The organism is Caballeronia sp. GAFFF1 (assembly GCF_023630705.1).
Classification (GTDB): domain Bacteria; phylum Pseudomonadota; class Gammaproteobacteria; order Burkholderiales; family Burkholderiaceae; genus Caballeronia.
This window is the reverse complement of the sequence record NZ_JALQEM010000034.1, coordinates 221,130-241,277: the sequence shown is the minus strand read 5'-3', so window position 1 is coordinate 241,277 and position 20,148 is coordinate 221,130. Positions and strand designations below refer to the sequence as shown.

Sequence of the window (20,148 nt, the reverse complement as noted above, 5' to 3'; positions counted from 1 at the left end):
AACGTGAACGGCGGGGCGATCGCGATCGGGCATCCGATCGGCGCATCGGGCTGCCGCATTCTGGTCACGCTGCTGCATGAAATGCAGAAGCGCGACGCGAAGAAGGGCCTGGCGTCGCTGTGCATCGGCGGCGGCATGGGCGTCGCGCTGGCGGTCGAGCGGCTGTAACGTACATCGCCCGCACAACGGGCATCGACGGGCAACACATCCCGGCTTCGCGCACCACACTACACTAGAAGCGCGCCGCCGGGAGGCATTCGAGCACCATAGAACCTGAGAGGACTATTAGCATGACTAAGCGTATTGCAGTGGTAACGGGCGGCATGGGCGGCCTCGGCGAGGCCATCAGCATCAAGCTGAACGACGCGGGCTATGCCGTCGTCGTCACGCATTCGCCGGGCAACACCATCGTCTCCGACTGGCTCGCCAGCATGGACCGGCAGGGGCGCAACTTCCGCGCGTATCCCGTCGACGTCGCCGACTACGAAGCAAGCCAGCACTGCATCGCGAAGATTCAGCGCGAAGTCGGGCCCATCAGCATTCTCGTGAACAACGCGGGCATCACGCAGGACACCACCTTCAAGAAGATGACGAAGGTGAACTGGGACGCCGTCCTGCGCACGAACCTCGATTCCGTGTTCAACATGACGAAGCCCGTCTGCGAGGAGATGGTCACGCGCGGCTGGGGCCGCATCGTCAATATCTCGTCGGTGAATGGCTCGAAAGGGCAGATCGGGCAAACCAATTACGCGGCGGCGAAAGCGGGCATGCACGGCTTCACGAAGTCGCTCGCGCTGGAAGTGGCGAAGAAGGGCGTGACCGTCAATACCATCTCGCCGGGCTATCTCGCGACCAAAATGGTGACCGCGATTCCGCAAGAGATTCTCGATTCGAAGATCCTCCCGCAGATCCCGGCGGGCCGTCTCGGCAAGCCCGAAGAGGTCGCGGCGCTCGTCGCGTTCCTGTGTTCGGACGATGCGGGCTTCGTGACTGGCGCAAACATCGCGATCAACGGCGGCCAGCACATGCATTGATCGCCTTCGCGCGACAACGCATACCGCGTTCATCGTCTACGGCAACGCGGAGCAGACGCTTCGCGTGCGCCTCGTTTGTCCAAACCGAACGCCGGGCGTCGCCACGACGCGCGGCCGGATCTCGCCAATGGAAGACTTCCGCCTGGGCCCACGTCCCTACCACGTGAATCATCTCGACGCGGCTATCACGCATCTCGAACAGGTGCTGAATCTGGATGGCGCGAATTCGCTGTTCTCGAAGACGTATTGGCGTTCGCGCGTCGACCAGGCGCTGTCGACGCCGGGCCTCGCGCCGTGCCAGCATGCGCGGCTGCAACGGCTGCTGGATCGCATCCGCGAGTCTTGAGCGATGAAGAAGGGCGGCTACTGTGCCGCCCAATCGTCTGAATCGTCTGATCCGTGAAGGATTCGGCGTACGGCGTTACCATGCGTGCCTCATCGAGATCACGACACGACGCGTATGCCTCATTCATCCCACCATTCATTCGCTCGGCGCGTGGCTGCCGCGCTCAGCGCAGGCTGGCTGCTCGCGCTCGCCGCGTGCGGCACGACTACCGCAGTCACCGCCGGCCCGCAGCCCAACGTCTTCACCGTCACGGGTAAGGCCACCGGCACGCGCATGTCCTGGGTCACGGCGCGTAACCGGGCGATGGACGCCGCCGACGACTATTGCAAGCAGCGTTCACAGCGCGTTCTCGTCAGATCGGAATCGACGAGCGGCGTGCGATCTCTCGAAGAACAGACCTCCACGGTGACGTTCACCTGCGTCCCGCAGCCGACGCAAGCGGCCAGCGACTGAGCCCGCACGCGCTTTGCCGCGCATGCGCGAGCAATTCGGCGCCCTGGCGGCGAGATTCGCGTCATGTGGAGCGAGGGCGCGATCGGCCGCGCAAGCCGGAAACGCCACGAATGTGATGCCGTATTGCATCGCGTCCACGACGCTCGCGCTTCCCATGCAGATGATGCAGCATCGTTTCGGTGGTCACGATCAGCTTGTCGGATATCGTTTCGCCCATCGGTACCGTGGCAAGCGGCGGCATCGGCGCGCACACAGAACTAAGTACACCTGATCATTAGCGTAATAGATCAATGGCTGCGGCGCGGCCGGCGAAGGAACTGCAAACGCCGATGCGCAGAAGTGAAAAGCAACGCAGCGCGCCGCGTCCAATGCGGCGCACGTTCAGCTACGACATCACTGACCGATGCCGGCCTTCTTCTGGGCGTTCTGAATGTCTTGCGGATACGACGCGTCGTCGCGCTGCGCCGGGTTGTAGCCCGCGCCTTCGAGCTTCTTCAGCTCGGCGTTCTTCTTCGCGCGCGCTTCCTTGCGCGCGGCCTTGTGCTGGGCTTTGGCCGAAGGCGCGGCGTCGGTCGTGCTGCTGTTGTCCTGCGCATACGACACGGCGGCGACGGACACGCCGAAGGCGGCCACGATCATCGAGACGGCAAGCTTCTTGGCAAGCGTTACGTTCATATCCTCTCCAGGTTTAGATTACATGGAACATCGGACGATGCGCGGCGCGCCGTGATCGACAAGGCCGCCGCGCGATGATTGTATGGCGGTTCGCGCCACCGTTCAGCGAACGTGCAACGCGAAGGCGGAACCGCGAGCCCGGCTTGGCCCGCGCCGCTCACTCAGATATTGAGCGCGCGCTTGTTCACCGCGAGCGCCGCCTCGCGCATCACTTCAGAGAGCGATGGATGCGGGTGCGAGATGATGCCGATGTCCTCCGACGCCGCCTTGAACTCCATCGCCACGACTGCTTCGGCGATCAGATCCGACGCGTTGGCCGACACGATGTGCACGCCGAGAATCTCGTCGGTCTTCGCATCGGCGATCATCTTGATGAAGCCGTCCGTCTCGCCGATGCCGAGCGCGCGGCCGTTCGCCATCATCGGGAACTGGCCGGTGCGGTACGCGCGGCCTTCCGCCTTGAGCGCCTGTTCCGTCTGCCCGACCCACGCGATTTCCGGGTGCGTGTAGATCACCCACGGAATGCAGTTGTAATCGATATGCGGCTTCTGTCCGTCGATGATCTCGGCCACCAGCACGCCTTCGTCCTCGGCCTTGTGCGCGAGCATCGGTCCGCGCACGACATCGCCGATCGCGTAGACATTCGGGACCGTCGTCGCGCAATGGCCGTCGACAGGAATGAAGCCGCGCTGGTCCGTCGCGAGGCCGATGGAATCGAGGCCGAGGTTGTCGGTGTTCGGCACGCGGCCGATGGACACGATCAGGCGGTCCGCGTCGAGCGTCTGCGCTGCGCCGTCCTTGTCGGTGTAGGAGACGGACACCCCCGCATCCGACGACTTCACGTTCTCGATCTTCACGCCGAGGTGAATGGTGAGCCCTTGCTTCTTGAAGAGCTTGGCGGCTTCTTTCTGAATCGCGGTGTCGGTGGACGCGAGGAATTCCGGCAGCGCCTCCAGAATCGTCACTTCCGCGCCGAGCCTGCGCCACACTGAACCGAGTTCCAGGCCGATCACGCCCGCGCCGATCACGGCGAGCTTCTTCGGCGCGGAGTCGAAGGCGAGCGCGCCTTCGTTGTCGGAAACGATGCGGTTGTCCACGGGCACGTTCGGCAGATGCCGCGCTTTCGAACCCGTCGCGATGATCACGTACTTCGCGGTATGCGTCCCGCCTTGCTCGCCGCCGCTTACCTCAATGCGAAACGCGCCGCCCGCCTTGCCCGCGAGCTTGCCGTGGCCCTTGAGCCACGTGATCTTGTTCTTGCGAAACAGGAACTCCACGCCGCCCGTGATCTTCTCGACGATGGCTTCCTTGCGCCCGACCATCTTCTTGATATCGACGTTCAGGTTGTCCATCGAGATGCCGTGATCGCCGAAATGCAGTTGCGCGTTCTCGAACGCTTCGGACGACGCGAGCAGCGCCTTCGACGGAATGCAGCCGACGTTCAGGCACGTGCCGCCGAGCTTCGGCTTGCCGGCCGGGTTGATCCATTCTTCGACGCACGCGACCGACATGCCGAGCTGCGCCGCGCGGATCGCGGCGATGTATCCGCCGGGGCCCGCGCCGATCACGATGACGTCGAAGTCGGCTTTCTCTTCCGCAGATTCTGCCGGGCTCGCCTGTTGCGCCGGAGCAGGGGCGGGCTTTTCGGAAGCAGGCGCAGCAGCAGGCGCGGGCGCGGGCGCAGCCGGCGCGGCGGCTTTCGCCTCGGTGTCGATGGCGGCGAGCAGTTCGTCGGCGTGAACGATATCGCCTTGCTGCTTGAGCACTTCCGCCAGCACGCCCGATGCAGGCGCGGGCACTTCGAGCACGACCTTGTCGGTTTCCAGCTCGACGAGAATCTCGTCTTGCGTCACGGGGTCGCCCGCTTTCTTTTTCCACGGCAGCATCGTCGCTTCGGTGACGGATTCGGAAAGCTGCGGAACCTTGACTTCAACCCTGGCCATTCAGTTTCTCCTGTCTGCGCTGCTTGATCGATTGAGGACGCGCGTCACCGTTCACCGAAGCCCGGCCGCGTCGAAGCCACAGGATACGCCGTGTCCGCAGCGTGCGTGCGTGTCCGTGCCAAGCCTCGCCGCGCAAGCTGCGCTCGACGGCATCGACAGGTTTGAAGGATGACTGGGATTGATGAGCAGGCGGCGCGCGGTTCGAATGGCGGCCGAGGTTGGATGCGGGCCCGAGCCGCATGCCGGAGAAATAGTGCACGACGCGCCGCTCGCTAGACAAAGCGAGCGGCGATTACGAGGCTTGACGCGACCTTAATGCGGCGCCGACCAGCCCTTGTAATTGGCAACGTTTTCGCGCGTGACGAGCGTCGACGGCATGAGAATCATCGTGCTGCTCGGCTTCTTGCCGTTGATCAGGTCATAGCCGACGCTCACCGCCTGCTGCGCCATCGACCACGGGTCCTGGCTCGCGGACGCCTGAATCAGCGTATCGGTCTTGAGCGCGTTTTCAATATCCGGCGCGCCGTCCACCGACGTAATCACCAGATTCGAGCGATGCAGCTGCTTCGCCGCGAGATCGCTGCCGATAGCTTGCGGATCGTTGATCGCGAACAGGCCATCGAGCTTCGGGAAGCGCGTGAGATAGCCCTGCATCGCGTTCATGCCGCCTTCGCGCGAACCCTTCGCGTCCTGATCGTCGGAGAGCACCTTGATGCCGGGGTTCTTCGCCAGCACCGACTTGCAGCCGTTCACGCGGTCGATCACCGCCGACACTTGCGGCCCGTTCTCGATCACGACATTGCCCTTGCCGTTCAGCTTCTTCGCGAGGAAGTCGCACGCGATCTGGCCGGCCTGCACGTTGTTGGTCTGCACGGTCGCGTCCGCGCCCGCCGCCGCGACGTCCACCGCGACCACGACGATGCCCGCCGCCTTCGCCTTCTTCACTGCGGGCTCGATGGCCTTCGGATCGACGGCATTCAGCAAGATCATGTCGACGTGCGCCGAGATGAAGTTGTCGATCTGCGTGAACTGCTTGTTCATGTCGTAATCGGACGAGACGGCCGTGACCTTCGCGTTCGGATTGATGGACTTCGCCTTGGCTTCCGCGCCCTTCGAAATGGTCACGAAATACGGGTTGCCGAGCGAGCCGACCGTGATGCCGATGGCCTTCAGCTGCTTATCCGCGGCGTGCGCGGCGAACGTCATCGTGCATCCGAGCGCGAGGGCCATGCTCGCGAACAGCGTGTTGTGCTTGCGCATAGGGTTGTCTCCGGTTGTTTCGTTGATGTTGATGTTGATGTTGATGGTTGCGACTCTAGGCGATTCCAAGCGGCGTGAACCGACAAGATCTCATTACGTACGCGCCGATCCGCGCTGGCGATAACGGTCGAGCGCCACCGCGCCGATAATGACGAGGCCCTTGATGATGTACTGCCAGATGTCCGACACGCCGAGCAGCACGAGGCCGTTCGACAGCACCGCGATGATGAGCGCGCCCACCAGCGTGCCGACGATCGAGCCGACGCCGCCCACGAAGCTCGTGCCGCCCAGAATGACTGCGGCGATGGCGTCGAGTTCATACGACTGGCCGAGTTGCAGGCCGTTGGCCGCATAGAGCCGCGCGGCGGACATCACGGCGCCGAGTCCGGCGAGCAGGCCCGACATCGCGTAGACGAACATCTGGATGCCCCACACCTTGATGCCCGAAAGCCGCGCCGCCTCCGGATTGCCGCCGACCGAATAGATGCGCAGGCCGAGCACCGTGCGCCGCAAGATGAACCACGAGACGATCACCACCGCGAGCGCGATCACGACGAGCCAGGGCACGCCGAGAATCGAATCGTTGCCGATGAACGCGAACGACAGTTGCGGATTGAAGATGGTCGTGTCGTGACCGATCAGCCGCGCGATGCCGCGCACGGCGGTCAACGAGCCGAGCGTCACGATGAAGGGCGGCAGCTTCAGCAGCGCGATCAGCGCGCCGTTGATGACGCCGAAGCCGAGCCCGACGCCGAGCGCCGCGGGCACGCCGAGCCAGCCCATGCCTTGCAGATTCGACGCGAGCAGCGCCGTGACCGCCGCCGCCGACAGCACGGAGCCGACCGACAGGTCGATGCCGCCCGTCAGAATCACGAAGGTCATGCCCGCCGCGAGCACGATGTTGATCGACGCCTGCTGCGTGACGATCGAGATGTTCTGCAAGCTGAAAAAGCCGTCGGTGACCACGCCGAAGCCGATGCACAGCAGAATCAGCACGGGCAACATGCCCGCCGTGCGCATCAGCACTTGCATGCGCTCGCGATGCTCGATGCGGCGTTGCCGCTGCGTCACGCTTTCCGCGCTTGAAACAGGGGCTGCGCCCGTGTCGTGGTGTTTCGTCGTGTTAGCCATGTCTGTCTCCCGATAACGTCAAGCCGCCTGACCGAGCGCGGCCCGCGAGCCCGTCGCCAGTTCGATGATTCCTTCCTGCGAGATCGGCGTGCCCGAATGGCCGCCGAGTTCGCCCGCGATCACGCCTTCGCGCATCACCAGCACGCGATCCGCCACGCCGATCACTTCCGGCAGTTCGCTCGATATCACGATGACGCCGACGCCCGATCGCGCCAGGTCGTTGATGATCCGGTAAATCTCCGACTTCGCGCCGATGTCCACGCCGCGCGTCGGTTCGTCGAGGATCAGCACTTCGGGCTTCGTTTCGAGCAGCCGCGACAGCAGCACCTTCTGCTGATTGCCGCCCGAAAGCGCGCCCGCGTTCACGCGCGCATTCGGCACGCGAATGGAAAGCGCCGCGATGGCGTCGCGCGCCCGCGTGTTTCCACGCGCGATGTCCATCACGCCGGCTTTCGCGTCGCGCCCGGCAACCGCGATGTTGATGTTGTCGCGCACGCTCATGTCGAGAAAAAGACCCTGGCCTTTGCGATCTTCGGTGAGATAGACGAGGCCCGCGTCGATGGCGTCGCGCGGCGTGCGCAGCGCGAGCGGCTTGCCGTGCATCGACACTTCGCCGCGCGTGCGTTCCTCCGCGCCGAAAATGAGGCGCGCAAGCTCGGTGCGGCCCGCGCCGACCAGTCCCGCAATGCCGAGCACTTCGCCCGCGTGCAGATCGAGGCTGCATCCGCGCACGCGGTTGTCGTCGGCCATGTCGCGCACGGACAGCACGACGTGGCCGGGATCGTAAGGCGCGTGCTCTTTCTTGTAGAAGCCGGAAATGTCGCGGCCGACCATCATGCGCACGAGGCTTTCGGCGGACAGTTCGTCGCGCATCAGCGTGCCGACGTAGCTGCCGTCGCGCAGCACCGAGACGCGGTCCGACAACTCGTAGATTTCCGCCATCCGGTGACTGATATAGATGATCGCGATGCCTTCCTCGCGCAGTTGACGCACGAGCTCGAACAAGCGGTCGGTTTCGCGCGACGAGAGCGGCGTGGTCGGCTCGTCCATCACGAGGATGCGGGCGTGCGCGTGTACCGCGCGCGCGATTTCGACCAGTTGCCGCTCGGCAATCGACAAGTCGCCGACGAGCGTATGCGGCTTGAATGCCGCGCCGAGGCGCTTCAACACGTCTTCGCAGCCGCGCTCCATGCCGGGCCGGTCGACGAGCGACCACGCGCCTTTGCCGCGACGCAGCTCGCGCCCGGCGTAGATGTTCTCGGCCACCGAGAGATTCGGCGCGAGACTCAGCTCCTGATAAATCACGGCGACGCCGAGCGAGCGTGCGGCAAGCGGCCCGTCGATGACGACCGGCTTGCCGTCGATCAGAATCTGGCCGCCGGGGTCCGCCTGATACGCGCCCGAGAGAATCTTCATCAGCGTGGATTTGCCCGCGCCGTTTTCGCCCATCAGCGAATGCACTTCGCCGGGATACACGGACAGGCGCACGTCGTTCAACGCGCGCACGCCGGGAAACGTCTTGCTGATGCCGCGCATTTCGAGCAGCGGCGTGCGTGCCTCCGGCGAAAGAGCAGAGTCATGCGGCATGGTTCACCTCCTGCGATTTGACACCCGCGCCGCGATGCAGCCCCACGCGTGGCGAGAAGTTGAAGAACATCGGCAGCGTGGCCGCGCCGATTGCGCCCGCGTCCGGGCCGAAGTTGCCGCGCACGATCTCCGGCGTGCCGCGCGCTTCGGGCGCGTTCGCGGCCATCGTCGCGGCGAGACGGTCGATCAATCGGTCGAGCAGGCCGCCGTCGATATCGGAATCGAGCACGACCATCGGCACGTCGAGCACGCAGAGCATCGCGCGCAACGCGGGAGCCAGGGCTTCGATGCAGTCGTCGATCCATTCTTCGACCGCGGGCAGACGACGCTCGATGCACGCTTGCACGTCCATGCGGCTCGCCGCCGGCGCGCCGGAAAAGTGGAGATGCCGCACGAGCGCATTAAGCGATGCGCGCGAAAGCAGGATGTCCCACTGGCCGGGCGGCTGCGGCGCGGACGGCAGGCGGCTCGGCCGCACAGGCATCACGCCGATGTCGCCCGCGTTGCCGGTCGCGCCGCGCAGACAGTCGCCGTCGATGGCGACGCCGCCGCCGATGGCCGAGCCGAGGAAGAGATAAACAAAGTCGTCGCAGTGGCGGCCGTGGCCGTAGAACAGCTCGGCGGTCGCGGCGGCGTTGCCGTCGTTTTCGCCGAAGACGGGCAGGGCGAGCGCGCGGGACAGCGCGGCGGGAAAGTCGGTCTGGTCCCACGCGCGGAAGATGTCGGCGTTCGTCGTATCGGCGCTCACGCCCAGTTCGCGCAGCCAGCTGCCGAGGTTGTACGGCTGCGCGACGCCGATCCCGGTCAGACGCTCGCGCTCCGCCTCGCTCAGGAGAGCGAGCATGCCTTCGATGTCGCGCTGAACGATCTCCAGCACCGCTGACGGATGCGGCAGCACGCGGTCCAGCGCGCTTCGGGCGAGCACGTCGCCCGCGAAATTGACGAGCACCGTCTCGATGCTGGTGCGGTCGAGCCGCACGCCGATGCCGAACGCGCCGCGCGGATCGAGCCGGATGAGCGACGCGGGCTGGCCTCGCTGACCTTCGAGCCGCCGTCCGCTGTATTCGATCAGCCCGGCGCGTTCCAGCGACTCGACGATACTGCCGACCGCCGTGCTCGTCAGATTTGCGTGACGCGCGAGATCGGCCTTCGACGCCGGTTCGGTGCGGCGCAGCGCCTGCAACAGCAAGCGCTCGTTGTATCGGCGCACGGACGCGGAATTGCTTCCTCTGCCGCTCGGCACTTTCACTGGCTGTCTCCGGTTATGCTGGCAACCGTCATCTGTGTGACGATTAATTAAATCAAGTTGATTTATTTAATACCGCGGGCGACGAGGTGTAAAGCAGGGAAATCCCGAAGCCGGTTCGGCATCCGGCGTGCGGCGATCAGCACATACACGCTAAGCTACACCTCGATTGCACTTCGGGCCGCCGCCATGTTCACGCTTTCCACCACTTCCCACGCCAGCAAGTCCACGCATTACGACGACCTGCTGCAACAGGCCCGTTCGCTGATCGGCGACGAAGCCGACTTCATCGCGAACGCGGCGAACTTCTCGTCGCTCGTCTATCACTCGCTGCCGGATATCAACTGGGCCGGCTTCTATCTATTTGATGGCGACGAACTCGTCGTCGGGCCGTTCCAGGGCAAGCCCGCGTGCGTGCGCATCGCGCTCGGACGCGGCGTGTGCGGCACGGCGGCGCGCGAACGCAAAACGCAGGTCGTCCCCGACGTCGAGGCGTTTCCCGGCCATATCGCGTGCGATTCGGCGTCGCGCTCGGAAATCGTCGTGCCGCTCGTCGGGAGCGACGGCACGCTGATCGGCGTGTGGGACGTCGACAGTCCCGTGCCCGGCCGCTTCGACGAAGAAGACGCACGCGGCATGGAAGCCCTATGCGCCGAATTCATTGGGTTGGCGTGGGAGGAGCGTCCGCAAGCGTGAGTCGTGGTCGCTGTCGTTTGTCTACAATGAGGCGACCGTCGATCTCCGACCCGCCTCCATGATCAGCCTTGCTCGCCGCCGTCTGCTCACCACGTGCGCCCTCGCCGCGAGCGGGCTCGCGTCCGTGCGCCCGGCCGCCGCGCAGCCCGGAGGCAAGGCGAGCGTCGCGCTCGTGATGAAGTCGCTCGGCGATCCCTTCGTCCAGTCCATGATCGACGGCGCGAAGAATTACCAGCGGCACTACGCGTCGCAACTCGACCTCACGACCTACGGCACGCTCACGGACAACGACGTGACCGGGCAGAGGCGCATCATCGAATCGCTCGTCGCGGCGAAAGTGGACGCCATCGTGATCGCGCCGACCGATTCCAGGGCGCTCGTGCCGGTGGCCGCTAAAGCGGTCGCGGCGGGCGTCATCGTGATCGCCATCGACAATCCGTTCGACGACGACGCGCAGGAAGCCGCCAACGTCACCATTCCGTTCGTCGGGCCGGACAGCCGGCGCGGCGCGCGGCTCGTCGGCGCCTATCTCGCCTCGAAGCTGAAGGCGGGCGACGAGGTCGGCATCATCGAAGGGCCGCCGAATGACCGGAACGCGCAGCAACGCACCATCGGCTACAAGGAAGCCATGAGCGCCGCGCAACTGCGCGTGAGCGCCGTCGACACCGGCGACTGGACCGCGCCGAGCGGCAAGTCCATCGCGCTGCAAATGCTGTATGCGCATCCGGCGCTGCGCGGCATGCTCTGCGCGAACGACAACATTGCGATGGGCGCGATCGACGCCATTCGCATCGCGGGCAAAAAGGGCCGCGTGCTCGTGACCGGCTACAACAACATCAGCGCGGTGCAGCCGCTTCTCGACAACGGCAGCATGCTCGCGACCGTCGAGCAGTTCGGCGCGCGGCAGGCCGTGTTCGGCGTGGATGTCGCGGTGAAGGCGCTCGTCGAACGGCGCCGTCAGCGCGACTTGTCGCCGTACATGGAAACGCCGGTGCAGGTGGTGACGCGCGAGAAGACGCGCGCCCCGCGCGCTTAAGCGTCCGCCGCCAGCAGGCCCCGCGCCGCCAGGCTGCGATACAGCGCCCGCACGCCGAAGGTCCACGGCTCGATTTCCGTCGAAAGGCGCACGGTATTGACGAGCGCGCCGAGTTCCGGCGTCGAGATGGTGACGACATCGCCCAGGTGATGCGTGAAGCCGCCGCCTTGCGTGTCGCGATCCTTGATCGGCGAGAACATGGTGCCGAGGAACAGCATGAAGCCGTCCGGATACTGGTGATGCGCGCCGTGCGTCTGCGCGACGAGATCGGCAGGATCGCGGCTGATCTCGGTCATGTGGCTCACGCCTTCGAGCACGAAGCCGTCGTCCGCGCCTTCGATGCGCAGCGACACGCTCGTGCCGCGCACCGTGTCGAGCGTGAATTGCCCGTCGAAGAGCCGCACGAACGGGCCGACCGCGCACGACGCGTTGTTGTCCTTCGCCTTGCCGAGCAAGAGCGCGCTACGGCCTTCGATATCGCGCAGATTCACGTCGTTGCCGAGCGTCGCGCCGACGATCTCGCCGCGCCCGTTCACCGCCAGCACGATTTCCGGCTCGGGATTGTTCCACTGCGAGGTCGGATAGAGGCCCACGTCCGCGCCGAAGCCGACCGAGGACATCGGCTGCGACTTCGAGAACACTTCCGCGTCCGGCCCGATGCCGACTTCCATGTATTGCGACCACGCGCCGCGCCGCTCGAGTTCTTCCTTCAACTTCTGCGCGCTCTCCGAGCCCGGCTTGATCTTGGAAAGATCCGCGCCGATCAGCTTGTTGATCGTGTCGCGCACTTCCTGGGCCTTGCTGGCGTCGCCGCCGGCCTGCTCTTCGATCACGCGCTCCAGCAGGCTCACCGCGAACGTCACGCCGCACGCCTTCACGGCCTGCACGTCGCACGGAGCGAGCAGGCGCAAGCCGCCGGGCGCGGCGTCGAGCGTCGCTTGCAGCAGTTCTTGCGCGGTGCCGAGGCGTTCGCCCTGTGCGTTCTTCGCGATGTCGAGCGCGTCCGGGCGGTCGAAGAGATCGGCGGTAGTCGGCGCGGCGCGCGTGATGTCGAACACCTCGCCGTTTCGCACCGCGACGACAGCGGGACCATCGACCGGCGCGGGACGCCATACGCGGCCGACCAACACGGCGTCGGCGAGGTCTTCGGGCAGGCAGGAGGAGACGGAAACGGGCGGCATGGCAGGGTCACCGGGCATCGGAAAAGGGAAAATGATCGTAGCTTGGCGCTCCGTGACTGTCCATCGGGTTGCATGTTTGTCCAACATACTGGACGATGCGAACATCCCGACGCGACGACTCACATGGAAAAGACCTACGACGTTCCGGCGCTGCGCCGCGCGAACGATATCCTCGAAGCGCTCGCCGACGCCGCCAAGCCCGTGCGCGCCGCCGCGCTCGCGGAGCGCACCGGCCTGTCGCGCAGCACGCTTTATCTGATGCTGGAAACGCTCGCGCGCATGCAGTGGATCGAGAAGCGCGACGATGGCTACGTGATCGGCGTCGGGCTGTTCGAGCTCGGCAACGCCTACGTGCGGCACGACGCGCTGCAGGCGGCGTTTCGCGAGGGCGCGGGCGCGTTCATCAACACGCACAACGAAGTCGTGCAGCTTGCCGTGCTGGACGGCGTGCAGGTGGTGTATGTCGCGCGCGAGGACGCGCATCGGCCGGTGCGGCTCGTGTCCGACTTGGGCTCGCGGCTGCCCGCGCACTGCTGCGCGCTCGGCAAGGCGCTGCTTGCGGGACTGGCCGACGAAGCGGTCATCGAGCGGCTGCCCGAGCGCCTCGAAGCGGTGACGCCGCGCACCATCACCCGCCGCGCGGCGCTTTTGCGCGAACTGGCCGCCATACGCACGAGCGGGCTCGCTGTCGAGCGCGAGGAAGTGACCGAAGGACTCGCGTGCTTCGCGGCGTATGTCGGCGTCACGCCCGCGGGCAAGCGCGTCGCGGTATCGACGAGCGTGCCTGTCGGACGACTCGACGCAAAGCGCGAGAAGCAAATCTCGATGGGCATCGTGCAACTCGCGGCGAAGCTGCGCCAGGCGCTCTGAGCAATCGCGCGGTCGCGGCAGGCATCTGCACGCATGCAGCTTTTTCCAGCTGATTGAAAACGGCGCCGCGCTGCCGGCGCCTCGAAGACGCGCGGATTCGTGCCAGTGCGCACGGGCGTTCGGTTCGGCCGATTCGCGGACATTTGGGAATGCGTCTTGCTCAACGCTTCCGCTCGAATGCCCTGACCGACAGTCGCACACCGGTCACGCTCGTCACGCAGTATCCGCACGAGGTCCACCCGGCCGCGCCGGGATTTCACCCCGAGTCGAACTCCGGACTCCAACCGCAAAGCGAACGCTGATGTCAGATCGAGACGAAACCCAGGACGATGCACGCCCCGGCGCCGCGAAGAAAGACGGCGAGCGCGAGTCATCGGAGAAGAACGACCAGGCCGGGAAGGACGATAAAGGCAAGAACGGCGAGAAGAAGAACGGCAATGGCAAGGAAGAGCGCAAGAAGCCCGGCAAGAAGCCGTTGATCATTCTCGGCATCGTCGTGGTGGTGCTCACGATAGGCGCGATCGTCTGGTGGTTCATGACGCGCAATCAGGAAAGTACTGACGACGCGTATACCGATGGCGACGCCGTTACCATCGCGCCGAAGGTATCGGGCTATGTCGTCACGATGAACATCGACGACAACCGCTTCGTGCACAAGGGCGATCTGCTGATCCGGATCGATCCGCGCGACTATCGGGCGCAACTCGATCAGGCGAACGCGCAACTCGGCCTCGCGCAGGCCCAGCTTCATGCCGCCGAAGTGCAGTTGCAGGTCGCGCGCGTTCAATATCCCGCGCAACTCGCGCAGGCGCAGGCGCAGGAAGCCAGCGCGCGCGCCAATCTCGCGCAGGCAAGCGCGGCCTACCAACGCCAGCAGTCCGTCGACGTTCGCGCGACGTCGCAACAGAACATCGACGCCGCGACCGCGCAGCAGAAGAGCGCGCAAGCGAACGTCGCGGAGGCGCGCGCGCAGGTCCGCACGGCGAGCCTCGTGCCGCAGCAGATCGCGCAGGTCGTCGCGTCCGTCGAAGAGCGGCGCCAGCAAGTGCGGCAGGCACAGGCGCAAGTGGAGACCGCGCAGTTGAATCTCTCGTACACCGAACTGCGCGCGCCCTCCGACGGCTGGGTCACCAAACGCAACGTGCAGTTCGGCACGTTCCTGCAGGCGGGCACGTCCATTCTCACGCTCGTCACGACGCGCATGTGGGTGACGGCGAACTTCAAGGAGTCGCAGCTTTCGCGCATGCATCCGGGCGACAAGGTGGATATCGACGTCGACGCGTATCCCGGCCTCTCGCTGCACGGCCATGTGGACAGCATCCAATTAGGCAGCGGCTCGCGCTTCTCCGCGTTCCCCGCCGAAAACGCGACCGGCAACTTCGTGAAGATCGTGCAGCGCGTGCCGGTGAAGATCGTCATCGATAGCGGCATGAAGCCGGACACTTCCCTGCCGCTCGGGCTTTCCGTGGTGCCGACCGTCATGCTGCGCCACTGAACCATGAGCGAACCCACAGAACAGGATCACAGCGGCTGGAAGCCGAGCGCGAATCCGTGGCTCATCGCCGTGGTCGTCACGCTCGCGGCGTTCATGGAAGTGCTCGACACGACTATCGTGAACGTGGCGCTGCCGCACATATCCGGCACCATGTCCGCGAGCTACGACGAGGCGACGTGGACGCTCACGTCCTATCTCGTCGCGAACGGCATCGTGCTGCCGCTTTCCGCGTATTTCTCGAAGATTCTCGGGCGGAAGCGCTACTTCCTGATCTGCATCGCGGCGTTCACGGTGTGCTCGTTTCTCTGCGGCATCGCGACGAATCTCGGACAACTCATCGTCTTTCGCATTCTGCAAGGCTTCTTCGGCGGCGGTTTGCAGCCGAGCCAGCAGTCGATCATTCTCGACACGTTTCCGCCGGAGCAGCGCGGCCGCGCGTTTTCGATCTCGGCGGTGGCGATCGTCGTGGCGCCCGTGCTCGGGCCGACGCTCGGCGGCTGGATCACCGACAACTTCACGTGGCGCTGGGTGTTTCTGCTGAACGTGCCGGTCGGCGTGCTGACGACCATCGCGGTGATGCAGTTCGTCGAAGATCCGCCGTGGGAGAAGCGGCAGAGTCATAAGGACGTAGGCATCGACGTGGTAGGCATCGGGCTGATCGCGCTCGGGCTCGGTTGCCTGCAAGTGTTCCTGGATCGCGGCGAGGACGACGACTGGTTCGCGTCCAACTTCATCGTGACCTTCGCGGTACTCGCGGCGATCGGCATCGTCGGCGCGACGTTCTGGCTCGTGTACGCGAAAAAGCCCGTGGTCGATCTGCGCGTGATGAAGGACCGCAACTTCGCGCTCGGCTCGCTCTCGATTGTCGGCTTCGCTTCCGTGCTCTACGGCAGCGCGGTGCTCATTCCGCAGCTTGCGCAGCAGCAACTTGGCTATACCGCGACGCTCGCGGGCCTCGTGCTGTCGCCCGGCGCGTTGCTCATCGTGTTTCTCATTCCGGTGGTCAGCAAGCTGATGCTATGGGTGCAGACGCGCTATCTCGTCGCGTTCGGCTTCTTTCTGATGGGCTGCGCATTGATCTATTCGCATCACCTCGTGCCGAACGTCGACTATCGAACGCTCACGATGATGCGCAGCGCGCAGTCCGCGGCCATCGGTTTTCTGTTCGTGCCGGTGACGACGCTCGCGTATCTCTCGCTGCCCAAGTCGATGAACAACGACGCCTCCGCGCTGTTCACCATGTTCCGAAACGTGGCGGGGTCCGTCGGCATTTCGCTCGCCACCGCGATGATCCGCGAGCGCACGCAGGCGAACATGGCGCATATGGTCGAGCATCTGACGCCGCTGAACCAGCCGTACAACGACACGGTGCAGCGCATCGCGCGAACGCTGATGGACACGGGCCACACCATGTCGCAGGCGATGAGCGCGGCGACCGGCCAGATGTACACGACGCTCGTCTCGCAGGCGACGATTCTCGCGTACCTCGATGTGTTCGCCGCGTGCGCGATCTTCTCGTTCCTTTTCATTCCGATCACGTTCTTCTTCTCGCCGGTGAAGGCGTCCGGTCAGGCGGGAGGACATTGACATGACGCAGCGACTTTCCGCTCGACTTTGCATTCCGATGCTCGCGCTCGCGATGAGCGCCTGCACGGTCGGCCCCGACTTCAAGCCGCCCGCCGCCGATGCGCCCGGCAACTGGAACGACATGCAGCGCGCGCAGAACGCAACGCCGGATGCGCGCGCGCCGCACGCCGACGCGCCCTCGGTGGCGAGCACATCGGCCGATCCCGACCCGCGCTGGTGGAAGCAGTTCGACGATCCGACGCTTGATTCGCTGATCGACCGCGCAGTCGCCGGCAATCTCGATCTGCAAAGCGCGGTGCTGCGCATTGCGCAGGCGCGCGAGCAGAGCGTGTCGGCGGCGGCGCAAGGCTTGCCGCAGATCAGCGCGAACGCGAGCGTCATGCGCGAGCAACTGGGGCTGAAGGGCTTGCTCGAATCGCAAGGACTGTACAGCCGCATCGACTCGCTGGGCGCGAACGGCGCGCCGATCCGGCAAGGCCTCGACTCCGCGACTGGGCCCGTCACGCTGTTTCAGGACGGCTTCGATGCGTCGTGGGAACTGGACCTCTTCGGGCGCGTGCGGCGCTCGGTCGAATCGGCGGATGCCGAGACGCAGGCGGAAATCGAAAGCCGCAACGATGCGCTCGTTTCGCTGGAAGCCGAAGTCGCGCGTACGTATGCGCAGTTACGCGGCGCGCAGTCCATCCGCCAGATCACGCTCGACGAGATCGACGCCGAACAGCAGATTCTCGACCTCACGCGCGAGCAGGCGCGCGTCGGCCTGACGAGCCAGCAGGACGTGCAGAGCGCGAGCGCGCAAGTCGGCGCGCTGCAGGCGCAGGTGCCGTCGCTGGAGGCGCAGATCGCGCAGGCGATGAACGGGCTCGCCGTGCTCACGGGCAGCACGCCCGGCACGCTCGACGCCGAACTGTCCGATGCCCGCGCGGTGCCGCCCGTGCCGCCGACGGTGCCGGTCGGCGTGCCGTCGACGCTCGCGCGCCGCCGTCCCGACATCCGCCGCGCCGAAGCGCAACTGCATGCGGCCACCGCCGAAGTGGGCGTGGCCGTCGCGCAACTGTATCCGGACATCTCGCTGACGGGCCAGGTCGGCACGCGAGCGACCAAAGCGAAGTACCTCGCGCGCTGGTCGAGTCTCTTCTGGTCGGTCGGGCCGAGCATTTCGCTGCCGATCTTCGAAGGCGGCGCGCTGCGCTCCAACGTTCGCGTGGCGAAGGCGCAGGCCGCGCAGGCCGCGCTGCAATATCGGCAGACGGTGCTCACGGCGCTTCAGGATGTGGACAACGCGCTCGTCGCGTATCGCACGGAGCAGGACCGGCGCGCGGCGCTGGTGCGCACCGTGGAGGCGAATCGCGTGAGCCTGCAACTCGCGACGGACAGCTATCGCAAGGGACTGACGGCGTTCGTCACGGTGCTCGATGCCGAGCGCCAGCTTGCGCAAACGCGCGAGCAGCTCGCGCAATCGACGGTGAACGTGACGACGGATCTCATCGCCGTGTACAAGTCGCTCGGCGGCGGATGGCAGGACGATGCGCAAGACGGTGGCAGCAAGAACGCCGATGCAGGCAACGGCTAGCGGCGGCGCTTCTTCCAGTCGTAGTCGGCGGGCGGATCGGCGACGCCTGGTTTGCCGACCGATTGGGGATTCTCGCTGCACAGCGTGACGAAGCCGACCGGTTCGCCTTGCGCCTGGCGCTTGCGCAATGCTTCGGCGAAGCGAAGCGCCTCGGCGAGCGCGGCGGCGTCGAACTGCCGGTGACGCGCGTGGCTTTCGGCCTCCGCGTCGCCTTCGAGCCAGTAGACGACGAACATCATGTGCCTCCGTAGGGAGCGAGCGTGTCGCTCGCTGGTGAACTGGGTTCTTCGTGGTGCAAGCGTCCGGCCCGCGCGGCGTCCGGGTAATCCCGAGGTCCAACGTTGGCGCGCGCCGCATTGTCGGGGCAAACCCCTGCATGCTGCGTCGCGGAACGCGCGTTGCTGAAACAGTCGGTCAATCCGAGGCCAAAAAATGCAATCAACGCAACGACAAGCACGCGTACCGGAAGAGGCGGTGTGGCAGATTCCCGTTCGCGCCGCGCATCACGACGAACCGCGCGTGCTCATCGCCGACGACGACCTCAACGCCACGCGCGCCATCTGTCTCGCGTTCGAGGACGCCGACTTCAACGTGCGCGCGGTGCACACGGGGCTCGACGCCGTGGCGCTCACGCGCAAGTGGCGACCCGGCGTCGTGCTGCTCGATCTGATGATGCCGCTCGGCGACGGCTGGGAAGCGGCGGAGGCGATTCGCGCGCTCGATACGTCGATGATGCTGCTCGCGCACACCAGCCGCACGTGCCCCGACGATTGCGCGCGGGCGCGCCGCACCGGGTTCAACGGCTATTTCGTGAAGCCGAGTCCGCTGGAACGCATGATCGACGTGATGCGCGCCTATTATTCGACGCACGAACCGCGGCGCGAGCGCGAGTGCTGAAGGCGCGCCGCAGCGGATGACTAGACTTGCTTGAGACGGCGCAGCGCGTCGTTGCGCGAAGTGCCGGCGGCGGCTGGCGGTCTCAGCAGCGCGCTGTCGTTCCGGTCGACCGGCCGCGCGGGCAGCGTGCGTTGCAATCCGGCGCTGAAGCCCTTCCTGAACGCGCGGCGGTAGGTTCGGCGGTACGCTTCTTCCGTCGACACTTCGCCGGTGTAGTCGGACAGCGCCTCGGTCAGCGCGCGTTGCTCGTGCGCGAGGGTGCGCAGCAAGTCGATCAACACAGGCTGACCGACGCCCGCGCCGTCCCCGCTCGCGAGCGCATCCGACAGCGCGGCGACCGCGCGCGCGACATCGTTGCTGCGCTTTTCGATCGCCACCGGATGCGCGATGACAGGATGCCCTTCAGGGTTGGTCGTGATCTTGACTTGGTCCATCTGCTCTTCCTCGTTGCTCGGTACACGGCGCAACGCGCCACCTCCTTCGCGAGAAAGCATTTCTGTGCATCCGGACGAACGGCTGCGCGCGGCCGCGCGAAGTGTGCCCGAGTCGATCGCCGGCGGCAACTGCCGCGGCTCGGAGATGCAGCGTTTCAGGCGTTGACGCGCCGTGCCGGAACTTCGTCCACCGCCACCGCGGGCGCGTCCATCTCACGATCGACATGCTGCTTCAACACGTCTTCCCAATATTGGCAGTAGCCGGCCCAGAACGGGACTTGCGTTCGCGCGCAGGCATCGGCCGGCAGCGGATGCGGCAGCATGCGAGCGAGCCGCGCGATCTCCCTGCGCTTCCACTGCAGCAGCGTGCGGCGCGGGCCGCGCACGGCCGGGCACAGTTCGTTCATGCGCGTGATGGCCAGCCACAGACCTTCGGCCGGATGCGAAGCCATGGTCGTGAGAATCGCGGTGTTCGGGCGCGGCCCGCGCTCGTGACAGACGATCGCGCCGATCTGCCCGAGGATATACATGCTTCGTTCGATACTCTCACCGGCCGGCTGCTGCATGGCGCGTCCTTTTTCTGATGGTTGTTTCATGGCGCTCTCGATTGCCTCACGTGCAGCAGGAAGCCGTCGCCACACGGATTCCGGCATCGCGATATTGATACGTTATAGCGTGAGCGTATTACGATACCGTAACGAAAA

The 20,148-nt window shown here is 65.6% G+C and carries 21 protein-coding genes and 1 pseudogene; 11 read left to right on the top strand and 11 right to left on the bottom strand.

Going from position 1 to position 20,148, the window contains the following annotated elements; all coding sequences use genetic code 11:
• The 4 genes and pseudogenes from NCR37_RS20835 to NCR37_RS20820 all read left to right on the top strand — a co-directional run.
• A pseudogene (locus tag NCR37_RS20835) lies at positions 1–168 on the top strand (acetyl-CoA C-acetyltransferase); the annotation flags it as partial.
• Between the two features lie 122 nt (positions 169–290).
• Positions 291–1,034: an acetoacetyl-CoA reductase gene (gene phbB / locus NCR37_RS20830; RefSeq protein WP_250474714.1), complete on the top strand. Its 744-nt coding sequence runs from the start codon at positions 291–293 to the stop codon at positions 1,032–1,034.
• A 127-nt stretch (positions 1,035–1,161) separates the two neighbouring features.
• Positions 1,162–1,380 carry a hypothetical protein gene (locus NCR37_RS20825; RefSeq protein WP_250474713.1) on the top strand — a complete coding sequence of 73 codons (219 nt, stop codon included), beginning with the start codon at positions 1,162–1,164 and terminating at the stop codon, positions 1,378–1,380.
• A 114-nt stretch (positions 1,381–1,494) separates the two neighbouring features.
• Entirely contained in the window at positions 1,495–1,833 is a 339-nt protein-coding gene (locus NCR37_RS20820) for a hypothetical protein (RefSeq protein WP_250474712.1), read from the top strand.
• Between the two features lie 393 nt (positions 1,834–2,226).
• Here the strand turns inward: NCR37_RS20820 and NCR37_RS20810 are convergent, their stop codons facing one another.
• The 7 genes from NCR37_RS20810 to NCR37_RS20780 form a co-directional block, all read right to left on the bottom strand.
• Positions 2,227–2,508, bottom strand: coding sequence for a DUF4148 domain-containing protein (locus NCR37_RS20810; protein WP_250474711.1), 282 nt, complete (start codon positions 2,506–2,508; stop codon positions 2,227–2,229).
• Positions 2,509–2,669: 161 nt separating this feature from the next.
• The gene (gene lpdA, locus NCR37_RS20805) at positions 2,670–4,451 is read right to left on the bottom strand and encodes a dihydrolipoyl dehydrogenase (RefSeq protein ID WP_250474710.1); all 1,782 of its coding nucleotides are present in this window, start codon (positions 4,449–4,451) and stop codon (positions 2,670–2,672) included.
• Positions 4,438–4,710, bottom strand: a complete 273-nt coding sequence (locus NCR37_RS20800; RefSeq protein ID WP_250474709.1) for a hypothetical protein — start codon at positions 4,708–4,710, stop codon at positions 4,438–4,440. The genes lpdA and NCR37_RS20800 overlap by 14 nt, the downstream gene beginning before the upstream one ends.
• 53 nt (positions 4,711–4,763) lie before the next feature.
• Positions 4,764–5,711, bottom strand: coding sequence for an ABC transporter substrate-binding protein (locus tag NCR37_RS20795; RefSeq protein ID WP_502800564.1), 948 nt, complete (start codon positions 5,709–5,711; stop codon positions 4,764–4,766).
• 93 nt (positions 5,712–5,804) lie between these two features.
• On the bottom strand, positions 5,805–6,842 hold the full coding sequence (locus NCR37_RS20790) for an ABC transporter permease subunit (RefSeq protein ID WP_250474708.1): 1,038 nt from the start codon (positions 6,840–6,842) through the stop codon (positions 5,805–5,807).
• A gap of 18 nt (positions 6,843–6,860) precedes the next feature.
• Positions 6,861–8,429: a sugar ABC transporter ATP-binding protein gene (locus tag NCR37_RS20785; RefSeq protein ID WP_206470684.1), complete on the bottom strand. Its 1,569-nt coding sequence runs from the start codon at positions 8,427–8,429 to the stop codon at positions 6,861–6,863.
• Positions 8,419–9,678, bottom strand: a complete 1,260-nt coding sequence (locus NCR37_RS20780; protein ID WP_250474707.1) for an ROK family transcriptional regulator — start codon at positions 9,676–9,678, stop codon at positions 8,419–8,421. The genes NCR37_RS20785 and NCR37_RS20780 overlap by 11 nt, the downstream gene beginning before the upstream one ends.
• 186 nt (positions 9,679–9,864) lie before the next feature.
• Between NCR37_RS20780 and msrC the strand changes: the two genes are divergently transcribed.
• Positions 9,865–10,371, top strand: coding sequence for a free L-methionine (R)-S-oxide reductase MsrC (gene msrC / locus NCR37_RS20775; RefSeq protein ID WP_250474706.1), 507 nt, complete (start codon positions 9,865–9,867; stop codon positions 10,369–10,371).
• A 58-nt stretch (positions 10,372–10,429) separates the two neighbouring features.
• Positions 10,430–11,407, top strand: coding sequence for a substrate-binding domain-containing protein (locus NCR37_RS20770; RefSeq protein WP_250474705.1), 978 nt, complete (start codon positions 10,430–10,432; stop codon positions 11,405–11,407).
• Here the strand turns inward: NCR37_RS20770 and NCR37_RS20765 are convergent.
• On the bottom strand, positions 11,404–12,588 hold the full coding sequence (locus tag NCR37_RS20765; protein ID WP_250474704.1) for a fumarylacetoacetate hydrolase family protein: 1,185 nt from the start codon (positions 12,586–12,588) through the stop codon (positions 11,404–11,406). The two genes, NCR37_RS20770 and NCR37_RS20765, sit on opposite strands and share 4 nt — an antisense overlap.
• Before the next feature lie 123 nt (positions 12,589–12,711).
• Here NCR37_RS20765 and NCR37_RS20760 point away from each other — a divergent pair, with 123 nt between their 5' ends.
• The 4 genes from NCR37_RS20760 to NCR37_RS20745 all read left to right on the top strand — a co-directional run bounded on the left by NCR37_RS20760 (position 12,712) and on the right by NCR37_RS20745 (position 18,113).
• Positions 12,712–13,458, top strand: a complete 747-nt coding sequence (locus NCR37_RS20760; RefSeq protein ID WP_250474703.1) for an IclR family transcriptional regulator — start codon at positions 12,712–12,714, stop codon at positions 13,456–13,458.
• A gap of 301 nt (positions 13,459–13,759) precedes the next feature.
• Positions 13,760–14,953, top strand: a complete 1,194-nt coding sequence (locus NCR37_RS20755; RefSeq protein ID WP_250474702.1) for an HlyD family secretion protein — start codon at positions 13,760–13,762, stop codon at positions 14,951–14,953.
• A 3-nt stretch (positions 14,954–14,956) separates the two neighbouring features.
• Positions 14,957–16,540, top strand: a complete 1,584-nt coding sequence (locus NCR37_RS20750) for a DHA2 family efflux MFS transporter permease subunit (protein ID WP_250474701.1) — start codon at positions 14,957–14,959, stop codon at positions 16,538–16,540.
• 1 nt (position 16,541) lies between these two features.
• Positions 16,542–18,113 carry an efflux transporter outer membrane subunit gene (locus tag NCR37_RS20745; RefSeq protein ID WP_250474700.1) on the top strand — a complete coding sequence of 524 codons (1,572 nt, stop codon included), beginning with the start codon at positions 16,542–16,544 and terminating at the stop codon, positions 18,111–18,113.
• Here NCR37_RS20745 and NCR37_RS20740 read toward each other — a convergent pair.
• Positions 18,110–18,349, bottom strand: coding sequence for a hypothetical protein (locus NCR37_RS20740; protein ID WP_250474726.1), 240 nt, complete (start codon positions 18,347–18,349; stop codon positions 18,110–18,112). The genes NCR37_RS20745 and NCR37_RS20740 overlap by 4 nt on opposite strands.
• A 196-nt stretch (positions 18,350–18,545) precedes the next feature.
• Here NCR37_RS20740 and NCR37_RS20735 point away from each other — a divergent pair, with 196 nt between their 5' ends.
• Positions 18,546–19,010 (top strand): response regulator, encoded by a 465-nt coding sequence (locus NCR37_RS20735; RefSeq protein WP_250474699.1) that lies wholly within the window; start codon positions 18,546–18,548, stop codon positions 19,008–19,010.
• Between the two features lie 20 nt (positions 19,011–19,030).
• Here the strand turns inward: NCR37_RS20735 and NCR37_RS20730 are convergent, their stop codons facing one another.
• Together NCR37_RS20730 and NCR37_RS20725 are read right to left on the bottom strand one after the other, a co-directional pair.
• On the bottom strand, positions 19,031–19,444 hold the full coding sequence (locus NCR37_RS20730; protein WP_250474698.1) for a hypothetical protein: 414 nt from the start codon (positions 19,442–19,444) through the stop codon (positions 19,031–19,033).
• 155 nt (positions 19,445–19,599) lie between these two features.
• Positions 19,600–20,040 carry a hypothetical protein gene (locus NCR37_RS20725; RefSeq protein ID WP_250474697.1) on the bottom strand — a complete coding sequence of 147 codons (441 nt, stop codon included), beginning with the start codon at positions 20,038–20,040 and terminating at the stop codon, positions 19,600–19,602.
• Positions 20,041–20,148: the final 108 nt, after the last annotated feature.

What these genes read in the sequence shown, in the direction of transcription:
- phbB (WP_250474714.1), top strand. Translation starts at nt 291, where the DNA reads ATGACTAAGCGTATTGCAGTGGTAACGGGCGGCATGGGCGGCCTCGGC.
- NCR37_RS20825 (WP_250474713.1), top strand. Translation starts at nt 1,162, where the DNA reads ATGGAAGACTTCCGCCTGGGCCCACGTCCCTACCACGTGAATCATCTC.
- NCR37_RS20820 (WP_250474712.1), top strand. Translation starts at nt 1,495, where the DNA reads ATGCCTCATTCATCCCACCATTCATTCGCTCGGCGCGTGGCTGCCGCG.
- NCR37_RS20810 (WP_250474711.1), bottom strand. Translation starts at nt 2,508, where the DNA reads ATGAACGTAACGCTTGCCAAGAAGCTTGCCGTCTCGATGATCGTGGCC.
- lpdA (WP_250474710.1), bottom strand. Translation starts at nt 4,451, where the DNA reads ATGGCCAGGGTTGAAGTCAAGGTTCCGCAGCTTTCCGAATCCGTCACC.
- NCR37_RS20795 (WP_502800564.1), bottom strand. Translation starts at nt 5,711, where the DNA reads ATGCGCAAGCACAACACGCTGTTCGCGAGCATGGCCCTCGCGCTCGGA.
- NCR37_RS20790 (WP_250474708.1), bottom strand. Translation starts at nt 6,842, where the DNA reads ATGGCTAACACGACGAAACACCACGACACGGGCGCAGCCCCTGTTTCA.
- NCR37_RS20785 (WP_206470684.1), bottom strand. Translation starts at nt 8,429, where the DNA reads ATGCCGCATGACTCTGCTCTTTCGCCGGAGGCACGCACGCCGCTGCTC.
- msrC (WP_250474706.1), top strand. Translation starts at nt 9,865, where the DNA reads ATGTTCACGCTTTCCACCACTTCCCACGCCAGCAAGTCCACGCATTAC.
- NCR37_RS20770 (WP_250474705.1), top strand. Translation starts at nt 10,430, where the DNA reads ATGATCAGCCTTGCTCGCCGCCGTCTGCTCACCACGTGCGCCCTCGCC.
- NCR37_RS20765 (WP_250474704.1), bottom strand. Translation starts at nt 12,588, where the DNA reads ATGCCGCCCGTTTCCGTCTCCTCCTGCCTGCCCGAAGACCTCGCCGAC.
- NCR37_RS20760 (WP_250474703.1), top strand. Translation starts at nt 12,712, where the DNA reads ATGGAAAAGACCTACGACGTTCCGGCGCTGCGCCGCGCGAACGATATC.
- NCR37_RS20755 (WP_250474702.1), top strand. Translation starts at nt 13,760, where the DNA reads ATGTCAGATCGAGACGAAACCCAGGACGATGCACGCCCCGGCGCCGCG.
- NCR37_RS20750 (WP_250474701.1), top strand. Translation starts at nt 14,957, where the DNA reads ATGAGCGAACCCACAGAACAGGATCACAGCGGCTGGAAGCCGAGCGCG.
- NCR37_RS20745 (WP_250474700.1), top strand. Translation starts at nt 16,542, where the DNA reads ATGACGCAGCGACTTTCCGCTCGACTTTGCATTCCGATGCTCGCGCTC.
- NCR37_RS20740 (WP_250474726.1), bottom strand. Translation starts at nt 18,349, where the DNA reads ATGTTCGTCGTCTACTGGCTCGAAGGCGACGCGGAGGCCGAAAGCCAC.
- NCR37_RS20735 (WP_250474699.1), top strand. Translation starts at nt 18,546, where the DNA reads ATGCAATCAACGCAACGACAAGCACGCGTACCGGAAGAGGCGGTGTGG.
- NCR37_RS20730 (WP_250474698.1), bottom strand. Translation starts at nt 19,444, where the DNA reads ATGGACCAAGTCAAGATCACGACCAACCCTGAAGGGCATCCTGTCATC.
- NCR37_RS20725 (WP_250474697.1), bottom strand. Translation starts at nt 20,040, where the DNA reads ATGAAACAACCATCAGAAAAAGGACGCGCCATGCAGCAGCCGGCCGGT.